Genomic DNA, 23563 nt, shown 5'->3' with positions numbered 1-23563 from the left:
AACGCGTTAAGCCCATTCGGGTTATAGAGCAGATAGGCATTTCACTCCATCGTGTACTGGGTAGGGCCTCCTCCATGACCGATCGCCCGCTGCTCCTCCTCGACGTGGACGGCCCCCTCAACCCCTTCCGCTCCCGCCTCGCCGGGCTGCGCGGATACACCAGCCACCGGATGCACCCCACGGTCTGGATGTCCTACCGCACCCCCGGTTCCCGCACGGCGCGGCGGGGCGTGCGGGTCCTCCTGCACCCCTCCCACGGCGCCCGGCTCCGCGCGCTGCCCTTCGAGCTGGCCTGGGCCACCACCTGGATGCACGAGGCCAACACCCTGATCGCCCCGCACATCGGACTCCCCGGTGACCTCCCCGTCATCGAGTGGCCGGAACTCTTCGCCCGCGATCCCGACGGGCTGTCCTGGAAGACCCGAACGCTGCTCGACTGGGCCGCGGGCCGCCCCTTCGCATGGGTCGACGACATGATCAACCCGCGCGACCGGGCCTGGGTCGAGGCCCACCACCCGGCGCCGGCCCTGCTGCTGCGCATCCACCCCCGCCACGGCCTGCGCGCCCGCGACTTCGCCGCGCTGGACGCCTGGGCGGCCGGCGTCAGCCCCGCAGGGCGGTGACCGGGTCCGGGGACGGGGTGCCGGTGGGCCACCAGTCCTCGGTGTCCGGGCGGGACTCGTAGGCGTACCAGAGGCCGTCACGGCCGAGCCGGAGCTGCCGGGTGCGCGCCGTGAGCCGGTTGCGCTCGGGGCGGAAGGGCCCGAGGTCGGCGGCGAGCAGCGCGGGGCGGGCCCGGTCGAAGGGCCCGGCCGGCGGGTCCCAGGGCTCCTCCAGCGCGGCGAGCGCGGCCGAACCGCCCTGCCGCCAGGCCGCCGCGGCCCGGGCCAGGTCGGTGGTGGTGCGGCCGGTGGCCCGGGCCAGGTCCCGGAACAGCGCGCGGGCGGCGCCGGTGAGGCCCGCCGTGTGGTGCGCGGAGGCCAGCCGGACGGCGTCCTGCCACAGGGTGAGCCCGCCGACGGCGTCCTCGCCGGTGGTGAGCAGGGCGAAGGCGCGCGCCGCCGCATCGGTGGCGAGCTGGTCCAGGGCGAGCGGGTCCGGGGCGCCCGGATCGCCGGGGTCGGCCGGGCAGGCGGGCGGCAACCCGGGGGCCGCGGGCGGCGGGAGCGGCGCGGGCAGCGGCGGCAGCACGCGCCGGGCGAGCGCGGCGCGCGCCGGGACTCCGGGGAGCGTCGACTGCGCTGCGGGCTGCTCCCGGGCGGCGTGGGCGGCGTTGCGGCGGGTCAGCTCGTCGAGGAGCTCCCGCTCGCCGCGGCCGCGCAGGAGCAGCAGCAGGAACGGGTCCTCGTCGAGGAGGCGGGCCGCCCGGTAGCAGAGGGCGGCGGCGTGCTTGCACGGCGGGCGGGCCACATCGGGGCAGGAGCAGCGCGGGACGAGCTCGCCCGGGCCGGGCAGGACCGTCCCGGCCAGCGCCTGCGGGACCTCCCGCTCCAGCAGCGCGGCCAGCGCCGCCGGGTCGCCGGCCACGGTCTCCAGCAGCTCGGCCCACTCGGCGTCGCCGAAGGGCGCCAGCAGCAGTTCGGTGCGGTACGGGCGGGCTCGGCTGCCCCGGACGTAGGCCACGAGCCGGCCGGGGGTGACGGTGACCGCGTCGACGTGCCCCTCGGCGGCGTACGCCCGCCCCCGCGCCAGCCGGGCCGCATCGCGGGCGGCGGCCTCCAGGGCCGACACCCAGGCCCGGCCCCACCAGCTGGCGGCCTCCGCGCCGGCGGGCACGGTCTCGAAGGTGCGGCGCCGGTCGTCCCGCGCGGTGATCATGCGGGCCTCCGCAGGGAGACGAGGTCGGCGAGCTCGCGGTCGGTCAGCTCGGTCAGCGCCGCCTCGCCCGACCCGAGGACGGCCTCGGCCAGCGCCCGCTTGGCCTCCAGCAGCTCGGCGATCCGGTCCTCCACGGTGCCCTCGGCGATGATCCGGTGGACCTGGACGGGCTGGTCCTGGCCGATGCGGTACGCACGGTCGGTGGCCTGCTCCTCCACGGCCGGGTTCCACCACCGGTCGAAGTGGATCACATGCCCGGCCCGGGTCAGGTTCAGCCCGGTCCCGGCGGCCTTCAGCGACAGCAGGAAGACCGGGACCTCGCCGGACTGGAAGCGGTCCACCAGCTCCTCGCGGCGCGCGACCGGGGTCCCGCCGTGCAGGAACTGGTGCGAGATGCCCCGCGCCGACAGGTGCCGCTCGATGATCCGGGCCATCGTCACGTACTGGGTGAACACCAGCACAGAGCCGCCCTCCGCCAGGATCGTGTCCAGCAGCTCGTCCAGCAGGGCGAGCTTGCCCGAGCGGTGCGGGATCCGGGGCTGCTCCTCCTTCAGGTACTGCGCGGGGTGGTTGCATATCTGCTTCAGCGACGCCAGCAGCTTCATGATCATCCCGCGCCGCGCGATGCCCTCGCTGCCCTCGATCACGGCCATCGCCTCGTCCACCGCGGCCTGGTACAGCGACGCCTGCTCGCGGGTGAGGGCCACCGGATGGTCGGTCTCCGTCTTCGGGGGGAGTTCCGGGGCGATGCCCGGGTCGGACTTCCTGCGCCGCAGCAGGAACGGCCGTACGAGCGCCGCCAGTCGGGCGACCGCCGCCTCGTTGCCCCCGTCCTCCTCCTGCTGGTGCTCCACCGGGCGGGCGTGGCGGGCCCGGAAGGTGGTCAGCGGGCCCAGCAGTCCGGGCGTGGTCCAGTCGAGCAGCGCCCACAGCTCGGAGAGGTTGTTCTCCACCGGGGTGCCGGTCAGCGCCACCCGGGCCGGCGCCGGGATGGTGCGCAGCGCCTTCGCGGTCGCCGAGTGGGGGTTCTTGACGTGCTGCGCCTCGTCGGCGACGACCATGCCCCAGGGCTGCGCGGCGAGCCGGGCGGCGCTGGCGCGCATCGTCCCGTACGTGGTGAGCACGAATCCCCCGGCGAGGCCCTCGAGGCTGCGGTCGGCGCCGTGGAAGCGGCGCACCGGGACGCCGGGCGCGAACTTCTCGATCTCCCGCTGCCAGTTGCCCAGCAGCGAGGCCGGGCACACGACGAGCGTCGGCTCGGGCCGGTCGCGGTGCAGGTGGAGCGCGATCAGGGTGACGGTCTTGCCCAGCCCCATGTCGTCGGCGAGGCAGCCGCCGAGGCCGAGCGAGGTCATCAGGTCCAGCCAGGCCAGGCCGCGGGCCTGGTAGTCGCGCAGGGTGGCCTTGAGGGCGGCGGGCGGCGGCAGCGGGGCGAGCTCGCCGGTCAGCCGCTCCCGCAGCGCGGCCAGCGCCCCGACCGGGACCGCCTCCACCTGCTCTCCGTCGATCTCTGCGGCGCCCGTCAGTACGGTGGCCAGCGCGTCCACCGGGTCCAGCAGGCCCAGGTCCCGCTTGCGGGCCTTGCGCACCAACTCGGGGTCGACGCGGACCCACTGGTCGCGCAGCCGCACGATGGGCCGGTGGGCGAGGGCGAGCGCGTCCATCTCGCCCGGGGTCAGCCGGTCGCCGCCGAGCGCGAGCTCCCAGGAGAACGCGAAGAGGTGGTCGGCGTCGAAGAAGGCGGTGCCGTCGGTGGCCGAGCCCGGCGCGGTGGACCGGACGACGGCGGTCGCGGACAGGCTGCGGGCGAGTTCGCGCGGCCAGTGCACGGGGACCCCGGCGGCGGCCAGCCGGGGCGCGGCCGTGCCCAGCAGGTCTTCGAGCTCGGGGTCGGACAGGGCGAGGACGTCGGGGACCGGCCGGTCCAGCAGGCGCAGCAGCGGCGGCCAGACACGGGCGGCCCGGCGCAGGGCCAGTACGGCGTCGATGCGGGCGCGCGGCCCGAAGCCGGCGGGGGCGGCGCCGGCCCACAGCGGCGCGGCGTCGGTGAGCAGCGTCGGATCGGCCAGGCTGTGCACCTGGACGACGGCGGCACCGGCCCGCCGCAGCTCCACCCCTTCCTCCGGGGCGCCGGCCCCGTCCTCGGCCCCGTTCTCGGCCCCGTCCTCGGGCCTGCCGTCGGCCCCGTCCGCGTCGAAGAGCCGGAACGAGGACAGGTCCAGCCGCAGCGAGATCCCGACGCCGGAATCGGCGCCGGATGCCACCTGCGCGGCCCAGTCGCGCATCTGCGGCACCCGCTGCGGCTCTTGCGCGGCGAACGGCAGCCCGGCGGCGACGGGCGCGGCCGGCGTACGGGGCAGGCAGTCGGCGACGGCGTCGAGGAACGCCCGCACCAGCGCCTCCGGTTCGGGCAGCTGGAGCGGCCGCCGGCCGGGCAGCGGCGTGGCGTACCCCTCGTACGGCAGGGCGGCGGCGACGGCCCGCAGGTGGACGATGTCGTCGGGGTCGAGGGGGCCGGCGCGCCAGGCGTCGACGTCCTCGGCGGTGAGCCCGGGCAGCAGGCGGCCGCGCGCGACGAGGGCCAGCGCGTGCAGGGCGGCGGTGCCCCAGGCGCGGGTGGCCGGATGCGCGGCGGCGCCGTGCGGGGCGCGGGCGAGCAGCGCCAGGGCGTCACCGACGGGCAAGGTCACGGCCGGGACGGTCCGGGTGCGCCCCGCGCTGCCGTACGGGCGCACCACGTCGATCCGCGTCACGGTCCCGCCCGGCACCTCGGGCAGGGGCTCGGGCTCCGCGGACCAGAAGGCGATGCGGCCCCGGCGCGGGACGGGGTCGGGCAGGAAGACGGCGGGATGCCGCAGCAGGGCGTGCTGCGGGAGGGCGTGCTGCGGCGGCTGCAACGGCTGTGCTGTCACCGTGCCCCCTTCGCTGCCTCTCACCGGCTTCCTCAGGGACCTCGCGTCCCTCCGCCGAGTCTAGGCGCGGCCACTGACATCGACGCTGAGCTGGGCATTCGGGGCTTCGGGCCGCCGGTGGGACCATGGAGGAAGGGGCTGGACACGGTGAGGCGATGAGGCCATGCGTTCCGGGAACGAGCCGGTGACCGCCCGCAGTGCGCTGCGGCTTCGGTTCTGGCTGAGTCTGTGGGGGCTGCTGTGGGCGGCCCTGGGCACGGCGCTGTTCTCCCTGACGGACCACCCCGGGTGGGCCGCGGCCTGCGGGGCGATCGCGGTGATCGCGACCGTGGACCTGGCCGTGGTGCTCCACCACATCCACCAGGGCCCGCACTACCAGCCCGGCCCGGACATCCCCCCGTACGAGCCGCCCCACCGCTGACCGCCCCGGGCGATCCCGCGCCCCGAAGCGGGGCCGGGCGCCGAAGCGGGGCCGGGCGCCGAAGCGAGGCCGGGCGCCGACGCGGGGCCGGGCGCCGACGCGACCCCGGGTACCGAAGAAGCAGCCCCGCGCACCGGAGCGGCCCTACGCGTCGAAGCGCGCGGCCGCGACGTAGTCCGGCTGCGGATCGAGCGCCGCGGCGAGCCGGAAGTGCCGGCGCGCCCGGTCGGGCCGGCCGGCGCGCTCGTGGGTGCGGGCCAGCGCGAAGTGTGCGAAGGCGTTGTCCGGCTCCCGCTCGAGGATGTGCTCGAACTCCTCGGCCGCCGAGCGCAGTTGGGCGGAGGCGAAGAACGCCCGGGCGCGCAGCAGCCGGGCCGACATGCTCTCGGGGTGGGCGGCTATGACCGAGTCGAGCAGCTTGAGTGCGCCGTGGGGGTCGCGCGCGGCCAGCAGCTGCTCTGCGGCACGGAAGTCGATGACGTGCGTCGCCGGGGACGCACCGGAGGACGAGGCCTGCGGCGTGGTGTCGGACACGGTCTGCTCCTTCCCTTTCCCGGCGCTTTTCAACGCACCGGCCCGGGATCGCTATTCCACGGCGGCCGCCACTCCGGGCGCATGCACCGCACCCGCCCCAAGGGCACCTGCCGCGTACACCCCGTCCCGCCCCCGGCCCGACCCGCCGGGCCCGTCAGGCCTGCGCGGCAGCGGCGGCCGCCCGGGCGGTGAGCTCCTTCCACACGGTGCGCACCTGGGGCTCCAGGGCCTCCAGGGGACCGTCGTTGTCAATCACCAGGGTGGCCACGGCGAGTCGCTGCTCGCGGGTCGCCTGTGCGGCCATCCGGGCCCGGGCCTCCTCCTCGGGCATCCCGCGCAGGGCGGTCAGCCGGGCGAGCTGCGTCTGCGGCGCCGCGTCGACCACGACGACCAGGTCGTACAGCGGCGCCAGGCCGTTCTCGGCGAGCAGCGGTACGTCGTGCACCACGATCGCGTCGTCCCCGGCGGCGGCCTCCAGCTCGGCGGACCGGGCCCGGACCAGCGGGTGCACGATCGCGTTGAGGGTCTTCAGCCTGTCCTGGTCGGCGAAGACGATCGACCCCAGCCGGGGCCGGTCGAGCGTCCCCTCGGGGGTCAGAACGGACTCCCCGAAGGCCTCCACCACGGCCGCCAGGCCAGGCGTGCCGGGCTCCACGACCTCCCGCGCGATGCGGTCGGAGTCCACGACGACCGCCCCGTACCCTGCCAGCAGCCGCGAGACCTCGCTCTTGCCGGCACCGATTCCGCCTGTCAGGCCAACCCTCAGCATGCCCAGCAGACTAGACCCTGCGCCCGCAACCGTGTACGGCCGGGGCGGCACAAGGCCACCCCGGCCGAAACTCCGGACCCGCGGACCCAAGGGCCCGGGAACCTACCCCTCGCCCTCCCGCTCGGCGAGGAACCGCTCGAACTCCCGGCCGATCTCGTCCGCGGACGGGATCTCCGCCGGCTCGGCGATCATGTTGCCGCGCGTCTCGGCCCCGGCGGCCGCGTCGTACTGGTGCTCCAGGCCCTGGACCAGGGAGACGAGTTCGTCGTCGCCCTCGCGGATCTGCCGGTCGATCTCCGTCTGGGTGCGGTGCGCCTCGGTGCGCAGCGCGTGCGCCACGCCCGGCAGAACCAGGCCGGTCGCGGCCGTGATCGCCTCCAGCACGGTCAGCGCCGCGTCCGGGTACGGGGAGCGGGCGATGTAGTGCGGTACGTGCGCCGCGACGCCCAGCACGTCGTGCCCGGCCTGGCCGAGGCGGAACTCGACGAGCGACTCGGCGCTCCCGGGCACCTGGGCCTCGTCGAACGGGCTGCGGTGGCCCGGCATGAGGTCGGTGCGGTTGCCGTGCGGGGTGATGCCCACGGGGCGGGTGTGCGGGACGCCCATGGGGATGCCGTGGAAGTTGACGGAGAGGCGGACGCCGAGGCGCTCGACGATCTGCCGGACGGCGACGGCGAAGCGCTCCCACTCCACGTCGGGCTCGGGGCCGGACAGCAGCAGGAACGGCGCGCCGGTGGCGTCCTGCACGAGGCGGACCTCGATGCGGGGCTCCTCGAACTCGGTCCAGTGGTCGCGCCGGAAGGTCAGCAGGGGGCGCCGGGCCCGGTAGTCGACGAGGCGGTCCGCATCGAAGCGGGCCACCACCTGGTGGGGCAGGGTGTCGAGGAGCCGCTCGACGATCTGCTCTCCGGTCTCACCGGCGTCGATGTACCCCTCGAAGTGGTAGAGCATGACCAGCCCGGCCGAGTCCTGGGCGAGCGCCAAGTCCGCCACCGCCAGGCCCTTGGCGTCCCATTCGTACAAACCCTGTGGATCAAGCACCGTCACCACTCCTCCTCGCGATCTCTCCGAAGAACGTGCGAGGGGGCCGGGCCATTCCCCGTTCGGCGGCATTCACAGGAACGCGGTCCGAGCGCCGTGAACCCGCACCGCAAACCCCGCGACACCGTGAACCCGCGACCGCAAACCCGCGCACCGCGAACAGCAGCAAGGCCCGCCCCCTTGCGGGGACGGGCCTTGCGTTCAGCTCAGCTCACACCGGGGTGCGAGTGGTGCTGCGGTCCTGCGATCAGCTCTGGCCGCCGGCCAGCTTCTCGCGGAGCGCGGCCAGGGCCTCGTCGGAGGCCAGGGCGCCCGAGGTCTCGTCCGACTCCGAGGAGTAGGAACCACCCGAGATGCCCGCACCGGCGTTGCCGGCGGCCGGGGCGGACTCGCCCGCGGCAGCAGCGGCCTCGTCGGCCTCGCGGCTCTTGATGACCTGGGCCTGGTGCTGCTCGAAGCGGACCTGCGCCTCGGCGTACTGGCGCTCCCAGGTCTCGCGCTGGGTCTCGTAGCCCTCGAGCCAGTCGTTGGTCTCGGGGTCGAAGCCCTCGGGGTAGATGTAGTTGCCCTGGTCGTCGTAGGACGCGGCCATGCCGTACAGGGTCGGGTCGAACTCGACCGACGCCGGGTCGGCACCGAAGGACTCGTTGGCCTGCTTGAGGGACAGCGAGATCCGGCGACGCTCGAGGTCGATGTCGATGACCTTGACGAAGATCTCGTCGTTGACCTGGACGACCTGCTCCGGGATCTCCACGTGGCGCTCGGCCAGCTCGGAGATGTGGACCAGACCCTCGATGCCCTCGTCCACGCGGACGAACGCACCGAACGGAACCAGCTTGGTGACCTTACCCGGAACGACCTGGCCGATCTGGTGGGTACGGGCGAACTGCTGCCACGGGTCCTCCTGCGTCGCCTTCAGCGACAGGGAGACACGCTCGCGGTCCATGTCGACGTCGAGGACCTCGACGGTGACCTCCTGGCCGACCTCGACGACCTCGGACGGGTGGTCGATGTGCTTCCAGGACAGCTCGGAGACGTGGACCAGACCGTCGACGCCACCCAGGTCCACGAAGGCACCGAAGTTGACGATCGAGGAGACGACGCCGGAGCGGACCTGACCCTTCTGCAGGGTGGTGAGGAACGTCTGGCGGACCTCGGACTGGGTCTGCTCGAGCCAGGCACGGCGGGACAGGACCACGTTGTTGCGGTTCTTGTCCAGCTCGATGATCTTGGCCTCGAGCTCCTTGCCCACGTAGGGCTGCAGGTCGCGGACACGGCGCATCTCGACCAGGGAGGCCGGGAGGAAGCCGCGGAGGCCGATGTCGAGGATGAGACCACCCTTGACGACCTCGATGACGGTACCGGTGACGATGCCGTCCTCTTCCTTGATCTTCTCGATGGTGCCCCAGGCACGCTCGTACTGGGCGCGCTTCTTCGAGAGGATCAGGCGGCCTTCCTTGTCCTCCTTCTGGAGGACCAGGGCCTCGATCTCGTCGCCGACCTTGACGACCTCGTTCGGGTCGACGTCGTGCTTGATCGAGAGCTCGCGGCTCGGGATGACGCCTTCGGTCTTGTAACCGATGTCGAGCAGGACCTCGTCCCGGTCGACCTTCACGATGACGCCGTCGACGATGTCGCCGTCGTTGAAGTACTTGATCGTCTCGTCGATCGCGGCGAGGAAGGCTTCCTCGTTACCGATGTCGTTGACCGCAACCTGCGGAGTGGTGGCGGTGGTCTCGGTGCTGCTCGTCATGTGGGAAAGGGCTCCGGTACGGACATGAAGTCGTAGGTACTGCTACGCCGGGAGCCCTTATCGGCACCTGCCGAAGAAGCCGGACAGCCAAAGAAGCCCGGAGCCGCCCAAAGCGGCAGGGGCCTCGAGAACCGAGGGGACATCAACAGATGCAAGCGCAGCCTGCTAGGTCTGAGGAGCACAGGCTCGCAGCGCAACTTGTAGCATACGGGGGCAGCCGGGCAGGGTCAATGCGCGAAGGGGCACACCCCGGGCGGATCGCCGCACACCCGGCACAATTCATGGGCGGGCGGACCCCGATGGCCCTCCCGACCTCTTCCGCAGACTACGACGACGGGCCCCATGAACCAAGAGGACTACGTCCCCGAAGACGCGTACGACACACCCGACGGCGCCGTGGACGACGCCGAGGCCACGCGCCGTGACGCCGACGACGCGGAGAGCAGCCGGGCCAACCGCGGCTGGTGGGACCGCAACGCCGACGAGTACCAGAGCGAGCACGGCGCCTTCCTCGGCGACGACCGCTTCGTCTGGGGCCCCGAGGGCCTGGACGAGGCCGACGCCGCCCTCCTCGGCCCGGCCGACTCCCTCAAGGGCAAGGACGTCCTGGAGATCGGCGCCGGCGCCGCCCAGTGCTCCCGCTGGCTCGCCGCCCGGGGCGCCCGCCCCGTCGCCCTGGACCTCTCCCACCGCCAGCTCCAGCACGCCCTGCGCATCGACGGCGGCGCCGTGCCGCTGGTCGAGGCCGACGCCGGGCGCCTGCCCTTCCGCGACGGCTCCTTCGACATCGCCTGCTCCGCGTACGGCGCCGTCCCCTTCGTCGCCGACCCGGTCAACGTCATGCGCGAGGTCCACCGGGTGCTGCGGCCCGGCGGCCGCTGGGTCTTCTCCGTCACCCACCCGATCCGCTGGGCCTTCCCCGACGAGCCCGGCCCCGAGGGGCTGTCCGTCTCCGCCTCCTACTTCGACCGGACCCCGTACGTCGAGCAGGACGAGCAGGGGCGCGCCGTGTACGTGGAGCACCACCGCACCCTCGGCGACCGGGTCCGCGACGTCGTCGCCGGCGGCTTCCGGCTGCTCAACCTGGTCGAGCCGGAGTGGCCCGCCTGGAACCGCCAGGAGTGGGGCGGCTGGTCCCCGCTGCGCGGCCACCTGATCCCCGGGACCGCGATCTTCGTGTGCGAGCGGGCGGACGGGGTCTGAGCCGTGGCCGCCCCGCCCGTACGCACCGCCGCCCTGGACGCCCTGCCCGTACGCGAGGCCGTGCCCGCGCTGCTGTCCGCGCTGGACGGCCCGGCGGGCCGCGGCACCGCCGTGCTGTGCGCCCCGCCCGGCACCGGCAAGACCACGCTGGTGCCGCTGGTCCTCGCCGGGCTCGTCGGCGACGGCCCGCGCCGCCGGGTCGTGGTCGCCGAGCCGCGGCGGATCGCCGCACGGGCCGCGGCGCGCCGGATGGCGTGGCTGCTGGGCGAGCAGGTCGGCGGCCGGGTCGGCTTCACCGTGCGCGGGGAGCGGACGGCCGGGCCCCGCACGGTGGTCGAGGTCGTCACCACCGGTGTGCTGCTGCAGCGGCTCCAGCGCGACCAGGAGCTGGCCGGGGTCGACGTGGTCGTCCTCGACGAATGCCACGAGCGGCATCTGGACGCCGACACCGTGGCGGCCTTCCTGCTGGACGTACGGGAGACCCTGCGGCCGGAGCTGCGGCTGGTCGCGGCCTCGGCGACCACCGACGCGGAAGGCTGGGCCGGGCTGCTCGGCGGGGCGCCGGTGGTCGAGGCCGCCGGGGTGTCGTACCCGGTGGAGACCGTCTGGGCCCCGCCGGCCCGGCCCGTGCGGCCGCCGCACGGGATGCGCGTGGACCCGGCGCAGCTGGCGCACGTGGCCGCGGTGGTGCGGCGGGCGCTGGCCGAGCGGGAGGGGGACGTGCTGTGCTTCCTGCCGGGCGTGGGGGAGATCGCGCGGGTCGCGGCCCTCCTCGCCGGGCTGTCCGGTGCCGGTTCCGGCATCGACCTCCTCCAGGTCCACGGGCGGGCCCCGGCCGCCGTCCAGGACGCCGCGCTCACGCCCGCGCACCCGGGCCGCCGGCGGGTCATCCTCGCCACGGCCGTCGCCGAGTCCAGCCTGACCGTGCCCGGTGTGCGGGTCGTGGTGGACTCCGGGCTCGCGCGGGAGCCGCGGACCGACCATGCGCGGGGGCTCGGCACGCTGACCACCGTGCGGGCCTCGCGGGCCGCCGCCCGGCAGCGGGCCGGGCGGGCCGGGCGGGAGGCGCCGGGGGTGGTGTACCGCTGCTGGGCCGAGGCCGAGCACGGCCGCCTGTCGGCCTTCCCGGCGCCCGAGATCAAGCTGGCGGACCTGACCGCGTTCGCCCTGCAGGCCGCCTGCTGGGGCGACCCCGATGCGTCGGGGCTCGCGCTGCTGGATCCGCCGCCGGCGGGGGCGATGGCCGCGGCGCGGTCGGTGCTGTCGTCGATCGGCGCGGTGGATGCGGCGGGGCGCGTCACGCCGCGCGGCACCGTGATGTCCCGCCTGGGCCTCCACCCCCGCCTCTCCCGGGCCCTCCTGGACGGCCCGTCCACCCTGACGGCGACCGCCGATGCGGCCGGCGCCGGCGCGCCCGGCCCTGGTCGGCAGATATCCGGCCCCGGCACTCGTACGGCTGCCGGCCCGGCCGGCTCCGGCGAACGTCCGGCGGCCGGCCCGGCCGGCTCCGGCGAACGTCCGGCGGCCGGCTCCGGCGCGCCCGGCCGTGACGGGGCCGCCGGCGTGGCGCGGCGGGTCGCCGAGGTGGTGGCGCTGCTCAGCGAGGAGGCGCCGCGGGCGTACGGGGACGACCTCGTCGCGGCGTGGCGGGCGGCGCGGAGCGGGGGCGACGCGTATGCGGCGCGCTGGCGGGCGGAGGCCAGGCGGCTGGCCGCCGCGGCGCTGGCCGCCGCCGAGCCGTCCCCCACCCCGCCCCTTCCCGAAACCGGGGCTTGCGACCCCGGCCGCCGCCCGCCGGGCGCTGCGCGCCCGAACCCCCGGGGCTCCGCCCCGGACCCCGCTCCTCAAACGCCGGAGGGGCTGAATCCGCCGACCCCGCCGACTCCCCCGGCCCCGCCGACACCCCCAGCCCCGCCGGCGATTGAGGCGCGGGGGTCCGGGCGCGGAGCCCCCGAAACCGGGCCGGGCTCCGCATACCCAGCCCCGCCGGCGATTGAGGCGCGGGGGTGCGGGGGCGGAGCCCCCGGAACCGGGCCGGGCGGAGTCCGGGGAACGGAGGAAGGGCGGGGCGGGGAGCATCAGGCTCCGGCCGGCGAAGGCGGGCGGCACGGTCCGGCCGACGACCACGTCGCCGGGGTCGTCGCCGCGCTCGCGTTCCCGGAGCGCGTGGCGCGGCGCCGCGGGCCCGGCCAGTACCTCATGGCCTCCGGGACGGGGGCCGGCCCGGGCGAGGGGTCCCGGCTCGGGGACGCCCCCTGGCTGGCCATCGCGGTCGCCGACCGCGCACCAGGGGCCGGATCCGCCGACGCCCGCATCCGGCTCGCCGCCGTCCTCGACGAGCAGACGGCCCTGGCGGCGGCCGAGCACCTGCGGACCTCCGCGGAGGAGGTCCACTGGGAGGCGGGCGACGTCGTGGCCCGCGCAGCGGACCGCCTCGGCGCCATCCCCCTGCGCACCCGCCCCCTCCCCTCCCCCGACCCGGCCCTGGTCCGCGCCGCCCTCCTGGAGGGCCTCGCGGCCGAGGGCCCGGCCGCGCTGCTGCGCTGGTCCCCGGAGGCCGAGGCGCTGCGCGAGCGCCTCGCCTTCCTGCACCGCACCCTCGGCGCCCCCTGGCCGGACGTCTCCGACGAGGCCCTGCTCTCCCGCCCGGAGGACTGGCTGGAGCCGGAGCTCTCCACCGCCCGCCGCCGCGCCGATCTCGCCCGGGTCGACGCCGGGCAGGCCCTGCGCCGCCTCCTGCCCTGGGCCACCGGCGAGGCCGCCCGCCTCGACGAGCTGGCCCCGGAGCGGATCGAGGTGCCGAGCGGCTCCCGCATCCGGGTGGACTACTCCGCGGACCAGCCGGTCCTCGCCGTGAAGCTCCAGGAGCTGTTCGGCCTGGCCGAGACCCCGCGGGTGGCGGGGGTACCCGTACTGGTGCACCTCCTGTCACCGGCGGGCCGCCCCACCGCGGTCACCGCGGACCTGGCCTCCTTCTGGCAGGGCGGCTACCGCGCGGTCCGCGCCGAGCTCCGCGGCCGCTACCCCAAGCACCCCTGGCCGGAGGACCCTTCGACGGCCGAGGCGACCCGGCACACCAACGCCCGCCTCAGGCGGTAGGGCCGCGCCGGCCGCGGGCTTCCAGCCACAGCGCCAGCCCGAGCAGGACGAGTCCGCCCGCCGCGAGCCCGGCGGGCGCGTACGTGTGCAGCGCGAGGACCTTCGTCCGGTTGGACTTCACCAGCGCGAGGGTGTGCCGGCCGTAGTCCTCCCGCATCCTGACGTGCCCGGCGAACACGGTCAGCCGCCCTTCCGGCGCCCCGGCCGCGATGCCGCCGCGCATCTCCTGCTCGATGACCTGCTCGGCGTTGACGGGCGCGCCGGTGACCGGGTCGACCCAGAACATCGCCTTGGTCCGGTACCAGAGGCCGGTGCCGGTGCTCTGCTCGAAGGTCGCCGGGTCGATGCCCTCGATCGGCATCTTCTTCGGCAGGGAGACCTTCGTCCAGGGCACGTCCTGCTCGTAGTAGTAGACGTCCATCCCCTTGAAGCGGCGCGGGCCGACGTAGTGGATGGGCGCGGAGGTGCGGGTCTGCGCGTCGAAGTAGAGGTAGTCGCGCGGCTCGGTGAAGAACGGCCACTTGAACTCGATGCCCTCGCGCCGGACCGGGTCCCCGTCCACCGACTCCCCGGTGGCGTGCACCGGGGCCTGGGTGTGGGCGTCGAAGATGTAGCGCTCGGGGATCTGCGAGACCATCTTCCCGTCCGGGCCGACGATATGGGTCAGGGTGTCCCACACCACCACGTCCTTGCCGGCGCTCGCCTCGATCTCCCTCGACGCCTCGACGTTGCCCTTGAGGGTCTGGATGATCGTCACCTTGTCGACCTTCTTCGGCTGCATGCCGCCGGTGTAGTCGAGGAGGGTGGCGTCCTTGGCCTCCAGCACCACTTCCTGGTACTGGTTCGGCGGGATCTTGGCGAGCCGCGGGTACGCGTACCAGCGCAGCAGCGGCGCGAGGGCCGCGCAGAACACCGCCGCGGCGAGGAGGACGAGGCTCGCTCTGCGTCGCACGGCCGGGCCTCCCCTACTCCTGTCCGGGCGCGGTGGGCGCGGTGGTGAGCAGCGGCTTGGGCGAGGTCGTGCCTTCGGGCGCCCCGAGCGCCGTGGCGGCGAGGACGAGGGCCAGCGCGGCGGCCAGCCCGATGGCGGCGGCGGCGAATGCGCGCATGCCGGTACCTCCTGGATCTGATGGAGCGTCAGGGCGGAGGCACCGTAGCAATGCGCGGCCGAGATGAGAACCGTTCGCCTACGGCGTTCGTACGGATGCGGAGGGCGCCGGCGACGCAACCCCCGCGCCGGGGCCGGGCTTCGCGCTCGCGCTCGGGCTCCCACTGGGCTTGGGCGTCGGTGTGGCCGTCGGCTTCGGGCTGGGGGTCGACGTGGGCGTCGGCTTCGGCGTGGGCGTAGGCGTCGGCGTAGGAGTCGGCGTCGGCTTGGGACTCGGCGTCGGCGTCGGGCTCGGCGGAGGCGTGGGCGTCGGGCTCGGCGGAGGCGTCGGCGTCGGCGTGGGCGTCGGGCTCGGCTTCGACGTGGGAGTCGGCTTCGGGCTCGGCTTCGCCGGGGTGCCCGCGCCCGCGCCGTCCGGGATCTCGTGCGCGCCCTTGAGGTAGTAAGCGAACCAGGACCGCACCGTCCGCAGGTATTCCGCGGACCGGTTGTACGAGAGCACCGCTCGGTCCAGGTCCGCGCCGACCCGGAGGTCCCGGGTGCCCGCGCACAGGTAGCGCCCGGCCGCGAGCGCCGCGTCGTGGACGTTGTTCGGGTTGCGGCGGCCGTCGCCGTCGGCGTCCTGGCCCCACGCCGCCCAGGTGGACGGGATGAACTGCATGGGCCCGACCGCCCGGTCGTAGACCGCGTCCCCGTCGTAGGCCCCGCCGTCGGTGTCGCGGATGGCGGCGAAGCCGTTGCCGTTGAGGACGGGGCCCAGGATCGGCTGCAGCGTGGTGCCCGCGGCGTCGACCCGGCCGCCGCCCGCGTGCCCGGACTCGACCTTCCCGATCGCCGCGAGCAGTTGCCAGCGCAGCCCGCACCCCGGATCGCTCTGCCCGGTCCGCTGCTCCGCCAGCCGGTACGCGGCCAGCACGGTCGCGGGGATCCCCTGCGCTCCTTCCGCCCCGCCCATGGCGACGGGCTGGTTGGCGGCGGCGGCGCCCGCGGCGGGCGGCTCGCCCCCGGCCCCGTCGGGAAGCGGGGTCGCGGACGGCTCGGGGCCGGACGGCGGCGGGAGTTCCGCGGACCAGGCACCGTCCCCGCCGGCCGCGCCCGCCGGGGCCGGGGCGGCCTGCGCGCCGGCGCCGCTCTCGCCGGCAGCGGCGATCCGGTCGGGGTACGGGCCCTGAGAGGCGGTCAGCGCGGCGGCCACGAGCGCCGACACGACGGCGGTCGCCGCGCCCCTGGCGAGCGCACGCACGCCACGCTTCGATATCCGAGCCGACATGGGCCGGGTCCCCTCCCCCTCGACGTCGGCGTGACCCTACGTCAGCTCCCTTCATCCTGCACCGGTCAGCGCCCGGGCTTCACCACTTCGCCACGTCCTGTGCAGCTCGCGCATACTGTCGGGACCGTTCGGGGCGCATTGGCCCGAAGTAAGGGAAGTGTGACCCGACTTCCTCCGATCCTCTCCGAGTTCCCCGCGAGGTGCCGTGCCGTTCACTCTCAGCCATGCCGCCGCAGTCCTGCCGGCGGTCCGCCGGTCCGGGCGGCCGCGCGGTCCTCTGGTCGCGTCGGCGCTCGTCCTCGGCTCGTTCGCGCCGGACACCTTCTACTTCGGGGACGCCGTGGTCTCGGGCGTCATGCGGTACGGGGCGTTCACGCACTCCCTGGCCGGCGTGTTCACCGCGGACGCCGTGCTGACCGCCGCGCTGGCGGCCTGCTGGGTACTGTTGCGCGAGCCGCTGGTGGCGCTGGTGCCGCGGGCGCACCAAGGCCGCGTCCACGCCCTGGTCCGCGGCGAGCGCTGGCGCGGCGGCCGGCGCCGGCCGGCCGTGCTCGCGCTGTGGTTCTACCTGTCGGCTGTGGCCGGCTCCCTGACCCACGTGGTGTGGGACAGCTTCACGCACATGGACCGGTGGGGGACGAACGCGCTGCCGTGGCTGGGCGAGCCGATCGCCTTCGGCCTGCCGCTGTACACGTACGTGCAGTACGGGTCGTCGGCGCTGGCGGCCGGGTTCCTGCTCTGGTTCGCGGTGACCGCGCTGCGCCGGCAGCCCGGCCGGCCGGCGCCCTCGGCCGTGCCGGTGCTCGGGCGTGCGGGGATCCTGTACGCGGCCGTCCTGCTCGCGGCGGGCATGGCGGTCGGGACCACGCTGCGGGTGATGCGGTTCTTCACCTTCTACGACCGGATCCGCTCGCCGCTCGACATCGTCCCCACCGTCTGCTTCGGCGCGGGCGCCGGTCTCGCCGTGGCCCTGGTGGTGTACGGGGTCCTGGTCCGGCTCCGCCACCGGGGCGCCGGCCACCGGGCGCCCGAGGAGACCCGTACGCCCGTCCCCACCCCGTAAGAAACGCCCGCCACGCCCGTCCCCGCTCCGCAACGCACCGACCCCCGCCGGGCCCGGAAACCGGGCCGACGGGGGTCGGGTCGCAGACGGCCGTCAGTGGGCCGCGGACTCCCAGTCGGGGCCGACGCCCACCGAGACGTCCAGCGGGGCCCGCAGTTCGACGGCATGGGCCATCTCGCGGCGGACCAGCTCCTCCACCCGCTCCCGCTCGCCGGGGGCGATCTCCAGGACGATTTCGTCGTGGACCTGGAGCAGCATCCGCGAGGCCAGGCCGGCGTCGGCGATCGCCTTGTCCACGCGGAGCATGGCGACCTTGACGATGTCGGCGGCGGTGCCCTGGATCGGCGCGTTCAGCGCCATCCGCTCGGCGGCCTCGCGGCGCTGGCGGTTGTCGCTGTTGAGGTCGGGCAGGTAGCGGCGGCGGCCGAAGATCGTGGCCGTGTACCCGGTGGCGCGGGCCTCGTCGACCACGCGCTGGAGGTAGTCGCGGACCCCGCCGAACCGCTCGAAGAAGGTCTCCATCAGGCCGCGCGCCTCGGCCGGCTCCACGCCCAGCTGCTGGGCAAGGCCGAAGGCGGAGAGCCCGTACGCGAGCCCGTACGACATGGCCTTGATCTTGCGGCGCATCTCGGCGTCGACCTCGGAGCGCTCCACCGAGAACACCTGGGAAGCGACGGTGGTGTGCAGGTCCTCGCCGGAGGCGAAGGCCTCGATCAGGCCCTCGTCCTCGGAGAGGTGGGCCATGACGCGCAGCTCGATCTGGCTGTAGTCGGCCGTCATCAGGGACTCGTACCCCTCGCCGACGACGAAGCCGCGGCGGATGGCGCGGCCCTCGTCGGTGCGCACCGGCACGTTCTGCAGGTTGGGGTCGGTGGAGGACAGGCGGCCGGTCGCGGCGACGGTCTGGCTGAAGCTGGTGTGGACCCGGCCGTCGGCGGCGATCGTCTTGACCAGGCCCTCGACGGTGACGCGCAGCTTGGCCTGCTCCCGGTGCCGCAGCATGATCACCGGCAGTTCGTGGTCGGTCTGCGTGGCGAGCCAGGCCAGGGCGTCGGCGTCGGTGGTGTAACCGGTCTTGGTCTTCTTCGTCTTCGGCAGGTCCAGCTCGCCGAAGAAGACCTCCTGGAGCTGCTTGGGCGAGCCGAGGTTGAACTCGTGGCCCACCGCCGCGTGCGCCTCCTTCACCGCCTGCTGCACGGCGCCCGCGAACTGCTGCTCCATGGCCTCCAGGTGGTCGCGGTCGGCGCCGATGCCGGCCCGCTCCATCCGGGCCAGCAGCTCGGACGTCGGCAGCTCCATGTCGTGGAGCAGCTCGACGGCGCCCACCTCGGCCAGCTTGCCGGTGAAGGCCTCGCCGAGGTCGAGGACGGCGCGGGCCTGCGCCATCAGCGCATCGGCCTCGGCGCTGTCGTCGGCGCCGAAGGCGAGCTGGCCGTCGACGGCCGGGGGCTGCAGCTCGCGGCCCAGGTACTCAACCGACAGCACGTCGAGGGCGAAGGAGCGGCGGCCCGGCTTGACCAGGTAAGCGGCGAGCGCGGTGTCCATGGTGACGCCGGCCAGGCTCCAGCCGTGCTCGGGGAAGACCCGCATGAGGCCCTTGGCGTTGTGCACGGTCTTGGGCCGGGCCGGGTCGGCGGCCCAGGCGGCGAAGGCCTTCTCGTCGGCCTCGTCCAGCTCGGACGGGTCGAACCAGGCGGCCGCGCCGCCGGCCGCGGCCAGTGCGACCTCGCTCACATTGCCCTGGCCCAGCGCCCAGCTGTCCACGGTGGACACGCCGAGGGGGCCGCCCGCGTGGCTCTCCAGCCACGGCGCGAGCTCGCCCGCACCCAGCACCGTGCCGTCGAGCTCGACGCCGGCCGCCGGGGCGGGGGCCTGCTCCTGCTCCGCGCCCGGGTCCACCGCGAGGAGCCGCTCGCGCAGCGAGGCGTTGCGGATCTCCAGCACGTCCAGCACGCCGGTCAGCGCGGAGCGGTCGTAGGGGGCGCGGGCCAGGTCGGCCGGGGTCTTCGGCAGCTCGACGTCCTTGACCATCTCGGTCAGGACCCGGTTGAGCTTCACGGCCTCCAGGTGGTCGCGGAAGTTCTGCCCGGCCTTGCCCTTGACCTCCTCGGCGCGCTCCACCAGCTGCGCGAACGACCCGAACTGGGTGATCCACTTGGCGGCGGTCTTCTCGCCCACGCCCGGGATGCCGGGCAGGTTGTCGGACGGGTCGCCGCGCAGCGCCGCGAAGTCCGGGTACTGCTGCGGGGTCAGCCCGTACTTCTCCTCGACCTTCTCCGGGGTGAAGCGGGTCAGCTCCGAGACGCCCTTGGTCGGGTACAGCACGGTGGTGTGCTCGGAGACGAGCTGGAAGGAGTCCCGGTCTCCGGTGACGATCAGCACCTCGAAGCCGAGCGCCTCCGCCTGCGTGGCGAGCGTCGCGATCACGTCGTCGGCCTCGAAGCCGTCGACGGCGAACCGCGGCACGTTCATCGCGTCCAGGAGCTCGCCGATCAGCTCGACCTGCCCCTTGAACTCGTCGGGGGCCTTGGAGCGGTTCGCCTTGTACTCGGGGAACTCCGTCGAGCGCCACGTCTTGCGCGAGACGTCGAACGCCACCGCGAAGTGCGTGGGCGCCTCGTCGCGCAGCGTGTTCGCGAGCATCGACGCGAAGCCGTAGATGGCGTTCGTCGTCTGCCCGGAGGCCGTGGTGAAGTTCTCCGCGGGCAGCGCGAAGAACGCCCGGTACGCCAGGGAGTGCCCGTCCATGAGCATCAGGCGGGGGCGGTCCGCTGCGGTCGTCTGGTCGGTCTTCTTCGATGCGTTCTCTGCCACGCCCCCGATCCTAGGCGGCCCCGCCGACAATTCCGGAGTCGGCGATGTCGCCCGGGCGTGACAGGATCGGACGCGTACGCGAATGCGCCGCGGCCCCGGGCCGCGGCGCACTGCTCGACTGCTCGAAGGGGAGCGACATGGCCGCCAAGCCGCCCGCAGGTGATCCCGTCCAGGACGCGCCGCAGGTCGGACCCCCGCAGCACGCCGCCGCCGGCCTCCCCGCGATCAAGCACACCCTGCAGATCGCGCAGGCGCAGATGGGCCTGGCCCGCACCGCCCGCACCCTGCTCAAGGTCAACCAGAAGGACGGCTTCGACTGCCCCGGCTGCGCCTGGCCCGAGGGAGACAAGCGCCACACCGCGGAGTTCTGCGAGAACGGCGCGAAGGCCGTCGCCGAGGAGGCCACGCTGCGCCGGGTCACCCCGGAGTTCTTCGCCGCCCACCCGGTCGCGGACCTGGCCGAGCGCTCCGGGTACTGGCTGGGCCAGCAGGGCCGCATCACCCAGCCCGTGTACCTGGCGGAGGGCGCCGAGCGCTACGAGGCGGTCAGCTGGGAGCGGGCCTTCGCGATCATCGCCGAGGAGCTGCGCGCCCTGGCCTCCCCCGACGAGGCCCTCTTCTACACCTCGGGCCGCACCAGCAACGAGGCCGCGTTCCTGTTCCAGCTCTTCGCCCGCGAATTCGGCACGAACAACCTGCCCGACTGCTCCAACATGTGCCACGAGTCCTCGGGCTCGGCCCTGAACGAGACGATCGGCATCGGCAAGGGCAGCGTCACCCTGGAGGACCTCCACCAGGCCGACCTGATCATCGTCGCCGGGCAGAACCCGGGCACCAACCACCCGCGCATGCTCTCCGCCCTGGAGAAGGCCAAGGCGGGCGGAGCGAAGATCATCTCGGTGAATCCGCTGCCCGAGGCCGGCATGGAGCGGTTCAAGAACCCGCAGACCCCGCTCGGCATGCTCCGCGGCACCGCCCTCAACGACCTGTTCCTGCAGATCCGCATCGGCGGCGACCAGGCCCTCTTCCGCCTCCTGAACAAGCTGGTCATCGAGACCGAAGGCGCCCTCGACGAGGAGTTCATCGCCGAGCACACCCACGGCTTCGACGCGCTGCGCGCCGCCGCCGCCGAGGCCGACTGGCACGAGACCCTCACCGCCACCGGCCTGACCCGCCCCGAGATCGAGCGCGCCCTGGCCATGATCCTGGCCTCGAAGCGCACCATCGTCTGCTGGGCGATGGGCCTGACCCAGCACAAGCACGGCGTCGCCACCATCCGCGAGGTCGTCAACCTGCTCCTGCTGCGCGGCAACATCGGCCGCCCCGGCGCCGGCGTCTGCCCCGTGCGCGGCCACTCCAACGTCCAGGGCGACCGCACCATGGGCATCTTCGAGCGGCCCGCCCCCGCCTTCCTCGACGCCCTGGACCGGGAATTCGGCATCGCCTCGCCCCGCCACCACGGCTACGACGTGGTCCGCTCCATCGAGGCCCTGCGCGACGGCAGGGCCAAGGTCCTCTTCGCGATGGGCGGCAACTTCGTCGGCGCGACCCCCGACACCGAGGTCACCGAGGCCGCGATCCGCCGCGCCTCCCTGACGGTGCACGTCTCCACCAAGCTCAACCGCTCCCACGCGGTCACCGGCCGGCGCGCCCTGATCCTGCCGACGCTGGGCCGCACCGACAAGGACGTCCAGGCCTCGGGCCGGCAGTTCGTCACCGTCGAGGACTCCATGGGCATGGTCCACGCCTCCCGCGGCAACCTCGCCCCCGCCTCCCCGCACCTGCTCTCCGAGCCGGCGATCGTGGCCCGCATGGCCCGCGCCGTCCTCGGCGACGCCTCCGCCACCCCGTGGGAGGAGTTCGAGCGCGACTACGGCGCCATCCGCGACCGGATCGCCCGCGTCGTCCCCGGCTTCGAGGACTTCAACGCCCGCGCCGCCCGCCCCGAGGGCTTCCGCCTCCCGCACGCCCCGCGCGACGAGCGCCGCTTCCCCACGAAGACCGGCAAGGCGAACTTCACCGCCGCGCCCGTGGAGTACCCCGAGCTCCCCGAGGGCCGGCTGCTGCTGCAGACCCTGCGCAGCCACGACCAGTACAACACCACCATCTACGGCCTCGACGACCGCTACCGCGGGATCACCGGCGGCCGCCGCGTCGTCCTGGTCCACCCCGAGGACGCGGCCCTGCTCGGCCTCGCCGACGGCGCGTACACCGACCTGGTCGGCGAGTGGAAGGACGGCGTCGAGCGGCGCGCCCCCGGCTTCCGCGTCGTGCACTACCCGACCGCCCGAGGCTGCGCGGCCGCCTACTACCCCGAGACGAACGTGCTGGTCCCGCTCGACTCCACCGCGGACACCAGCAACACCCCTGCGAGCAAGTCCGTCGTCGTGCGCTTCGAACCGGCCTGATAGAACGACGGCAGGACAAGATGGTTAACGAGCGTTGACGAACGGAGCCGGCCCATGGGCGAGCAGCACGCTGTGAAGTTCCCGCAGGAGGTCCTCGACGAGTACGCAGCCCTGGGCATCGACCTGCCCGCGCTGTTCTCGGCGGGCCACCTCGGCGAGCGGATGGACATCCGCATCCTCGAGGCCTCCGCGGACCGCGTGGTCGGCACCATGCCCGTCGAGGGCAACACCCAGCCCTACGGACTGCTGCACGGCGGGGCCTCCGCCGTCCTCGCCGAGACCCTCGGCTCGGTCGGCGCGATGCTCCACGGCGGCATCGACAAGATCGCCGTCGGCGTGGACCTCAACTGCACCCACCACCGCGGGGTCCGCTCCGGCCTGGTCACCGGCACGGCCACGCCCGTGCACCGCGGCCGCTCCACCGCCACGTACGAGATCGTCATCGCCGACGAGCAGGGCCGCCGGGTCTGCAGCGCCCGCCTGACCTGCCTGCTGCGCGACGGCGCGGCCGCCCCTGCCGCCGACGCCTGACCCTGCCCGGAGCCCCGGGCTCCGGCCCCGCAGGCCCGGACCCCGCCCCCGCAGAGGGCAGGGTCCGGGCCTGCGGTGCTGCCCGGCCGCGCCCCGACCCGTACGCAACCGCCCGGAATCCGCCAGTCCGCACCCGTTCCCGTCCCGGCCGTTGTGTCACCGAAGGTGACGGCCTACCGTCCCGGACATGGGTACGCAGCCACCCCGCACGACCCGCTACGGCGCCGCCGCCCTCCTCGCGGCATTCGCCCTGTCCGCAGGCACCGCCTGCACCGCACCCGCCACCGAATCCCCCCGGGAAACGGCACCCGGCCCGTCCTCGCCTGCCCGGATATGCACGAGTCTGGTGGCCTACTGGGCGAAAGAGACCCTGAAGGGCAGTAAGTGGGCCGGCCTGGACTGGGAGCAGAAGGGCCTGTCGAACGAGCAGTACGCGATCCACGAGGACGCCGTCGCCGCAGGCCGCGCCGAGGAGCGAACTCATGGACTGGACAAGGCACTTGAGCTGGTCGACCGGTTCGTGGCGCAGCGCTGCGCCGAGCAGAACGGGGCCACGTGGAGCTCGGAGAACTGGCGGCTGCCGAGCCCGGCCGGGTGACCGGAATCCCGATCACCGTGTCCGCCTTCCGGGCACCGGCCGCCGTACGGCCCCGCCGCAGGTCGCAGGCGCTCACGACGCCCCACCCAAGATCCAATAGCGCGAAGTGGATCAAGAAGCGTCATTACCGTCAGTAATGCCCACGCCCTACAGAATCCCCTTTTTCCGGCGCGGAAAGCCACCCCGAGGATCGATTCGGACACGCGCTGCGACATTCGGCC

Annotated in this window: 18 protein-coding genes; 8 read left to right on the top strand and 10 right to left on the bottom strand. The window is 74.4% G+C overall.

From position 1 onward, the window contains the following. The first annotated feature begins 74 nt into the window (after positions 1-74). Positions 75-623, top strand: coding sequence for a hypothetical protein (locus tag ABZ924_RS01290; RefSeq protein WP_361902087.1), 549 nt, complete (start codon positions 75-77; stop codon positions 621-623). Here the strand turns inward: ABZ924_RS01290 and ABZ924_RS01285 are convergent. Beyond that, entirely contained in the window at positions 604-1818 is a 1215-nt protein-coding gene (locus ABZ924_RS01285) for an SWIM zinc finger family protein (protein ID WP_361902084.1), read from the bottom strand. The two genes, ABZ924_RS01290 and ABZ924_RS01285, sit on opposite strands and share 20 nt — an antisense overlap. Beyond that, positions 1815-4715 (bottom strand): DEAD/DEAH box helicase, encoded by a 2901-nt coding sequence (locus ABZ924_RS01280; RefSeq protein ID WP_361902383.1) that lies wholly within the window; start codon positions 4713-4715, stop codon positions 1815-1817. The genes ABZ924_RS01285 and ABZ924_RS01280 overlap by 4 nt, the downstream gene beginning before the upstream one ends. Positions 4716-4893: 178 nt before the next feature. Between ABZ924_RS01280 and ABZ924_RS01275 the strand changes: the two genes are divergently transcribed. Beyond that, entirely contained in the window at positions 4894-5151 is a 258-nt protein-coding gene (locus ABZ924_RS01275) for a DUF6343 family protein (protein ID WP_361902082.1), read from the top strand. A gap of 144 nt (positions 5152-5295) precedes the next feature. On the opposite strand, the gene ABZ924_RS01270 is transcribed toward ABZ924_RS01275, so the two are convergent. From ABZ924_RS01270 to rpsA, 4 genes are all read right to left on the bottom strand, one after another. Then, positions 5296-5685: a tetratricopeptide repeat protein gene (locus tag ABZ924_RS01270; RefSeq protein WP_361902079.1), complete on the bottom strand. Its 390-nt coding sequence runs from the start codon at positions 5683-5685 to the stop codon at positions 5296-5298. Positions 5686-5839: 154 nt separating this feature from the next. Further along, positions 5840-6454, bottom strand: a complete 615-nt coding sequence (gene coaE / locus ABZ924_RS01265; RefSeq protein WP_361902076.1) for a dephospho-CoA kinase — start codon at positions 6452-6454, stop codon at positions 5840-5842. 102 nt (positions 6455-6556) lie between these two features. Beyond that, positions 6557-7495 (bottom strand): PAC2 family protein, encoded by a 939-nt coding sequence (locus tag ABZ924_RS01260; RefSeq protein WP_361902073.1) that lies wholly within the window; start codon positions 7493-7495, stop codon positions 6557-6559. Positions 7496-7742: 247 nt separating this feature from the next. Then, positions 7743-9248 carry a 30S ribosomal protein S1 gene (gene rpsA, locus ABZ924_RS01255; RefSeq protein WP_361902070.1) on the bottom strand — a complete coding sequence of 502 codons (1506 nt, stop codon included), beginning with the start codon at positions 9246-9248 and terminating at the stop codon, positions 7743-7745. Between the two features lie 342 nt (positions 9249-9590). Here rpsA and ABZ924_RS01250 point away from each other — a divergent pair, with 342 nt between their 5' ends. Next, the gene (locus ABZ924_RS01250) at positions 9591-10451 is read left to right on the top strand and encodes a class I SAM-dependent methyltransferase (protein WP_361902067.1); all 861 of its coding nucleotides are present in this window, start codon (positions 9591-9593) and stop codon (positions 10449-10451) included. A gap of 3 nt (positions 10452-10454) precedes the next feature. Next, the gene (locus ABZ924_RS01245) at positions 10455-13550 is read left to right on the top strand and encodes an ATP-dependent helicase C-terminal domain-containing protein (RefSeq protein WP_361902065.1); all 3096 of its coding nucleotides are present in this window, start codon (positions 10455-10457) and stop codon (positions 13548-13550) included. On the opposite strand, the gene ABZ924_RS01240 is transcribed toward ABZ924_RS01245, so the two are convergent. From ABZ924_RS01240 to ABZ924_RS01230, 3 genes are all read right to left on the bottom strand, one after another. Further along, positions 13540-14502, bottom strand: a complete 963-nt coding sequence (locus tag ABZ924_RS01240; protein ID WP_361902062.1) for a DUF3068 domain-containing protein — start codon at positions 14500-14502, stop codon at positions 13540-13542. The two genes, ABZ924_RS01245 and ABZ924_RS01240, sit on opposite strands and share 11 nt — an antisense overlap. Positions 14503-14515: 13 nt before the next feature. Continuing rightward, a complete protein-coding gene (locus ABZ924_RS01235; protein ID WP_361902059.1) occupies positions 14516-14659 on the bottom strand; it encodes an SPW_0924 family protein in 144 nt (47 codons plus the stop codon). Positions 14660-14737: 78 nt separating this feature from the next. Continuing rightward, a complete protein-coding gene (locus ABZ924_RS01230) occupies positions 14738-15901 on the bottom strand; it encodes a lytic transglycosylase domain-containing protein (protein ID WP_361902056.1) in 1164 nt (387 codons plus the stop codon). A 232-nt stretch (positions 15902-16133) separates the two neighbouring features. Here ABZ924_RS01230 and ABZ924_RS01225 point away from each other — a divergent pair, with 232 nt between their 5' ends. Then, a complete protein-coding gene (locus tag ABZ924_RS01225; protein ID WP_361902053.1) occupies positions 16134-16991 on the top strand; it encodes a DUF4184 family protein in 858 nt (285 codons plus the stop codon). A 93-nt stretch (positions 16992-17084) separates the two neighbouring features. Here ABZ924_RS01225 and polA read toward each other — a convergent pair whose 3' ends face one another. After that, positions 17085-19805: a DNA polymerase I gene (polA, locus tag ABZ924_RS01220; RefSeq protein ID WP_361902050.1), complete on the bottom strand. Its 2721-nt coding sequence runs from the start codon at positions 19803-19805 to the stop codon at positions 17085-17087. A 137-nt stretch (positions 19806-19942) separates the two neighbouring features. On the opposite strand from polA, the gene ABZ924_RS01215 reads away from it, so the two are divergent. The 3 genes from ABZ924_RS01215 to ABZ924_RS01205 all read left to right on the top strand — a co-directional run bounded on the left by ABZ924_RS01215 (position 19943) and on the right by ABZ924_RS01205 (position 23342). Then, positions 19943-22213, top strand: coding sequence for an FdhF/YdeP family oxidoreductase (locus ABZ924_RS01215; RefSeq protein ID WP_361902047.1), 2271 nt, complete (start codon positions 19943-19945; stop codon positions 22211-22213). A gap of 54 nt (positions 22214-22267) precedes the next feature. Beyond that, the gene (locus tag ABZ924_RS01210; protein ID WP_361902044.1) at positions 22268-22744 is read left to right on the top strand and encodes a hotdog fold thioesterase; all 477 of its coding nucleotides are present in this window, start codon (positions 22268-22270) and stop codon (positions 22742-22744) included. A 187-nt stretch (positions 22745-22931) separates the two neighbouring features. Further along, a complete protein-coding gene (locus tag ABZ924_RS01205) occupies positions 22932-23342 on the top strand; it encodes a hypothetical protein (protein ID WP_361902042.1) in 411 nt (136 codons plus the stop codon). The last annotated feature ends 221 nt before the right edge of the window (positions 23343-23563 follow it).

This window comes from Streptomyces sp. NPDC046876 (genome assembly GCF_040645035.1).
Taxonomy (GTDB): Bacteria; Actinomycetota; Actinomycetes; order Streptomycetales; family Streptomycetaceae; genus Streptomyces.
Note: the sequence above shows the minus strand (reverse complement) of the source record. Positions and strands in the feature narration are given on the sequence as shown.

Excerpts from the sequence above, each read along its gene's own strand:
- ABZ924_RS01235 (WP_361902059.1), bottom strand. The coding sequence starts at position 14,659 with ATGCGCGCATTCGCCGCCGCCGCCATCGGGCTGGCCGCCGCGCTGGCC.
- ABZ924_RS01205 (WP_361902042.1), top strand. The coding sequence starts at position 22,932 with ATGGGTACGCAGCCACCCCGCACGACCCGCTACGGCGCCGCCGCCCTC.
- ABZ924_RS01290 (WP_361902087.1), top strand. The coding sequence starts at position 75 with ATGACCGATCGCCCGCTGCTCCTCCTCGACGTGGACGGCCCCCTCAAC.
- rpsA (WP_361902070.1), bottom strand. The coding sequence starts at position 9,248 with ATGACGAGCAGCACCGAGACCACCGCCACCACTCCGCAGGTTGCGGTC.
- ABZ924_RS01210 (WP_361902044.1), top strand. The coding sequence starts at position 22,268 with ATGGGCGAGCAGCACGCTGTGAAGTTCCCGCAGGAGGTCCTCGACGAG.
- ABZ924_RS01285 (WP_361902084.1), bottom strand. The coding sequence starts at position 1,818 with ATGATCACCGCGCGGGACGACCGGCGCCGCACCTTCGAGACCGTGCCC.
- ABZ924_RS01215 (WP_361902047.1), top strand. The coding sequence starts at position 19,943 with ATGGCCGCCAAGCCGCCCGCAGGTGATCCCGTCCAGGACGCGCCGCAG.
- ABZ924_RS01250 (WP_361902067.1), top strand. The coding sequence starts at position 9,591 with ATGAACCAAGAGGACTACGTCCCCGAAGACGCGTACGACACACCCGAC.
- coaE (WP_361902076.1), bottom strand. The coding sequence starts at position 6,454 with ATGCTGAGGGTTGGCCTGACAGGCGGAATCGGTGCCGGCAAGAGCGAG.
- ABZ924_RS01275 (WP_361902082.1), top strand. The coding sequence starts at position 4,894 with ATGCGTTCCGGGAACGAGCCGGTGACCGCCCGCAGTGCGCTGCGGCTT.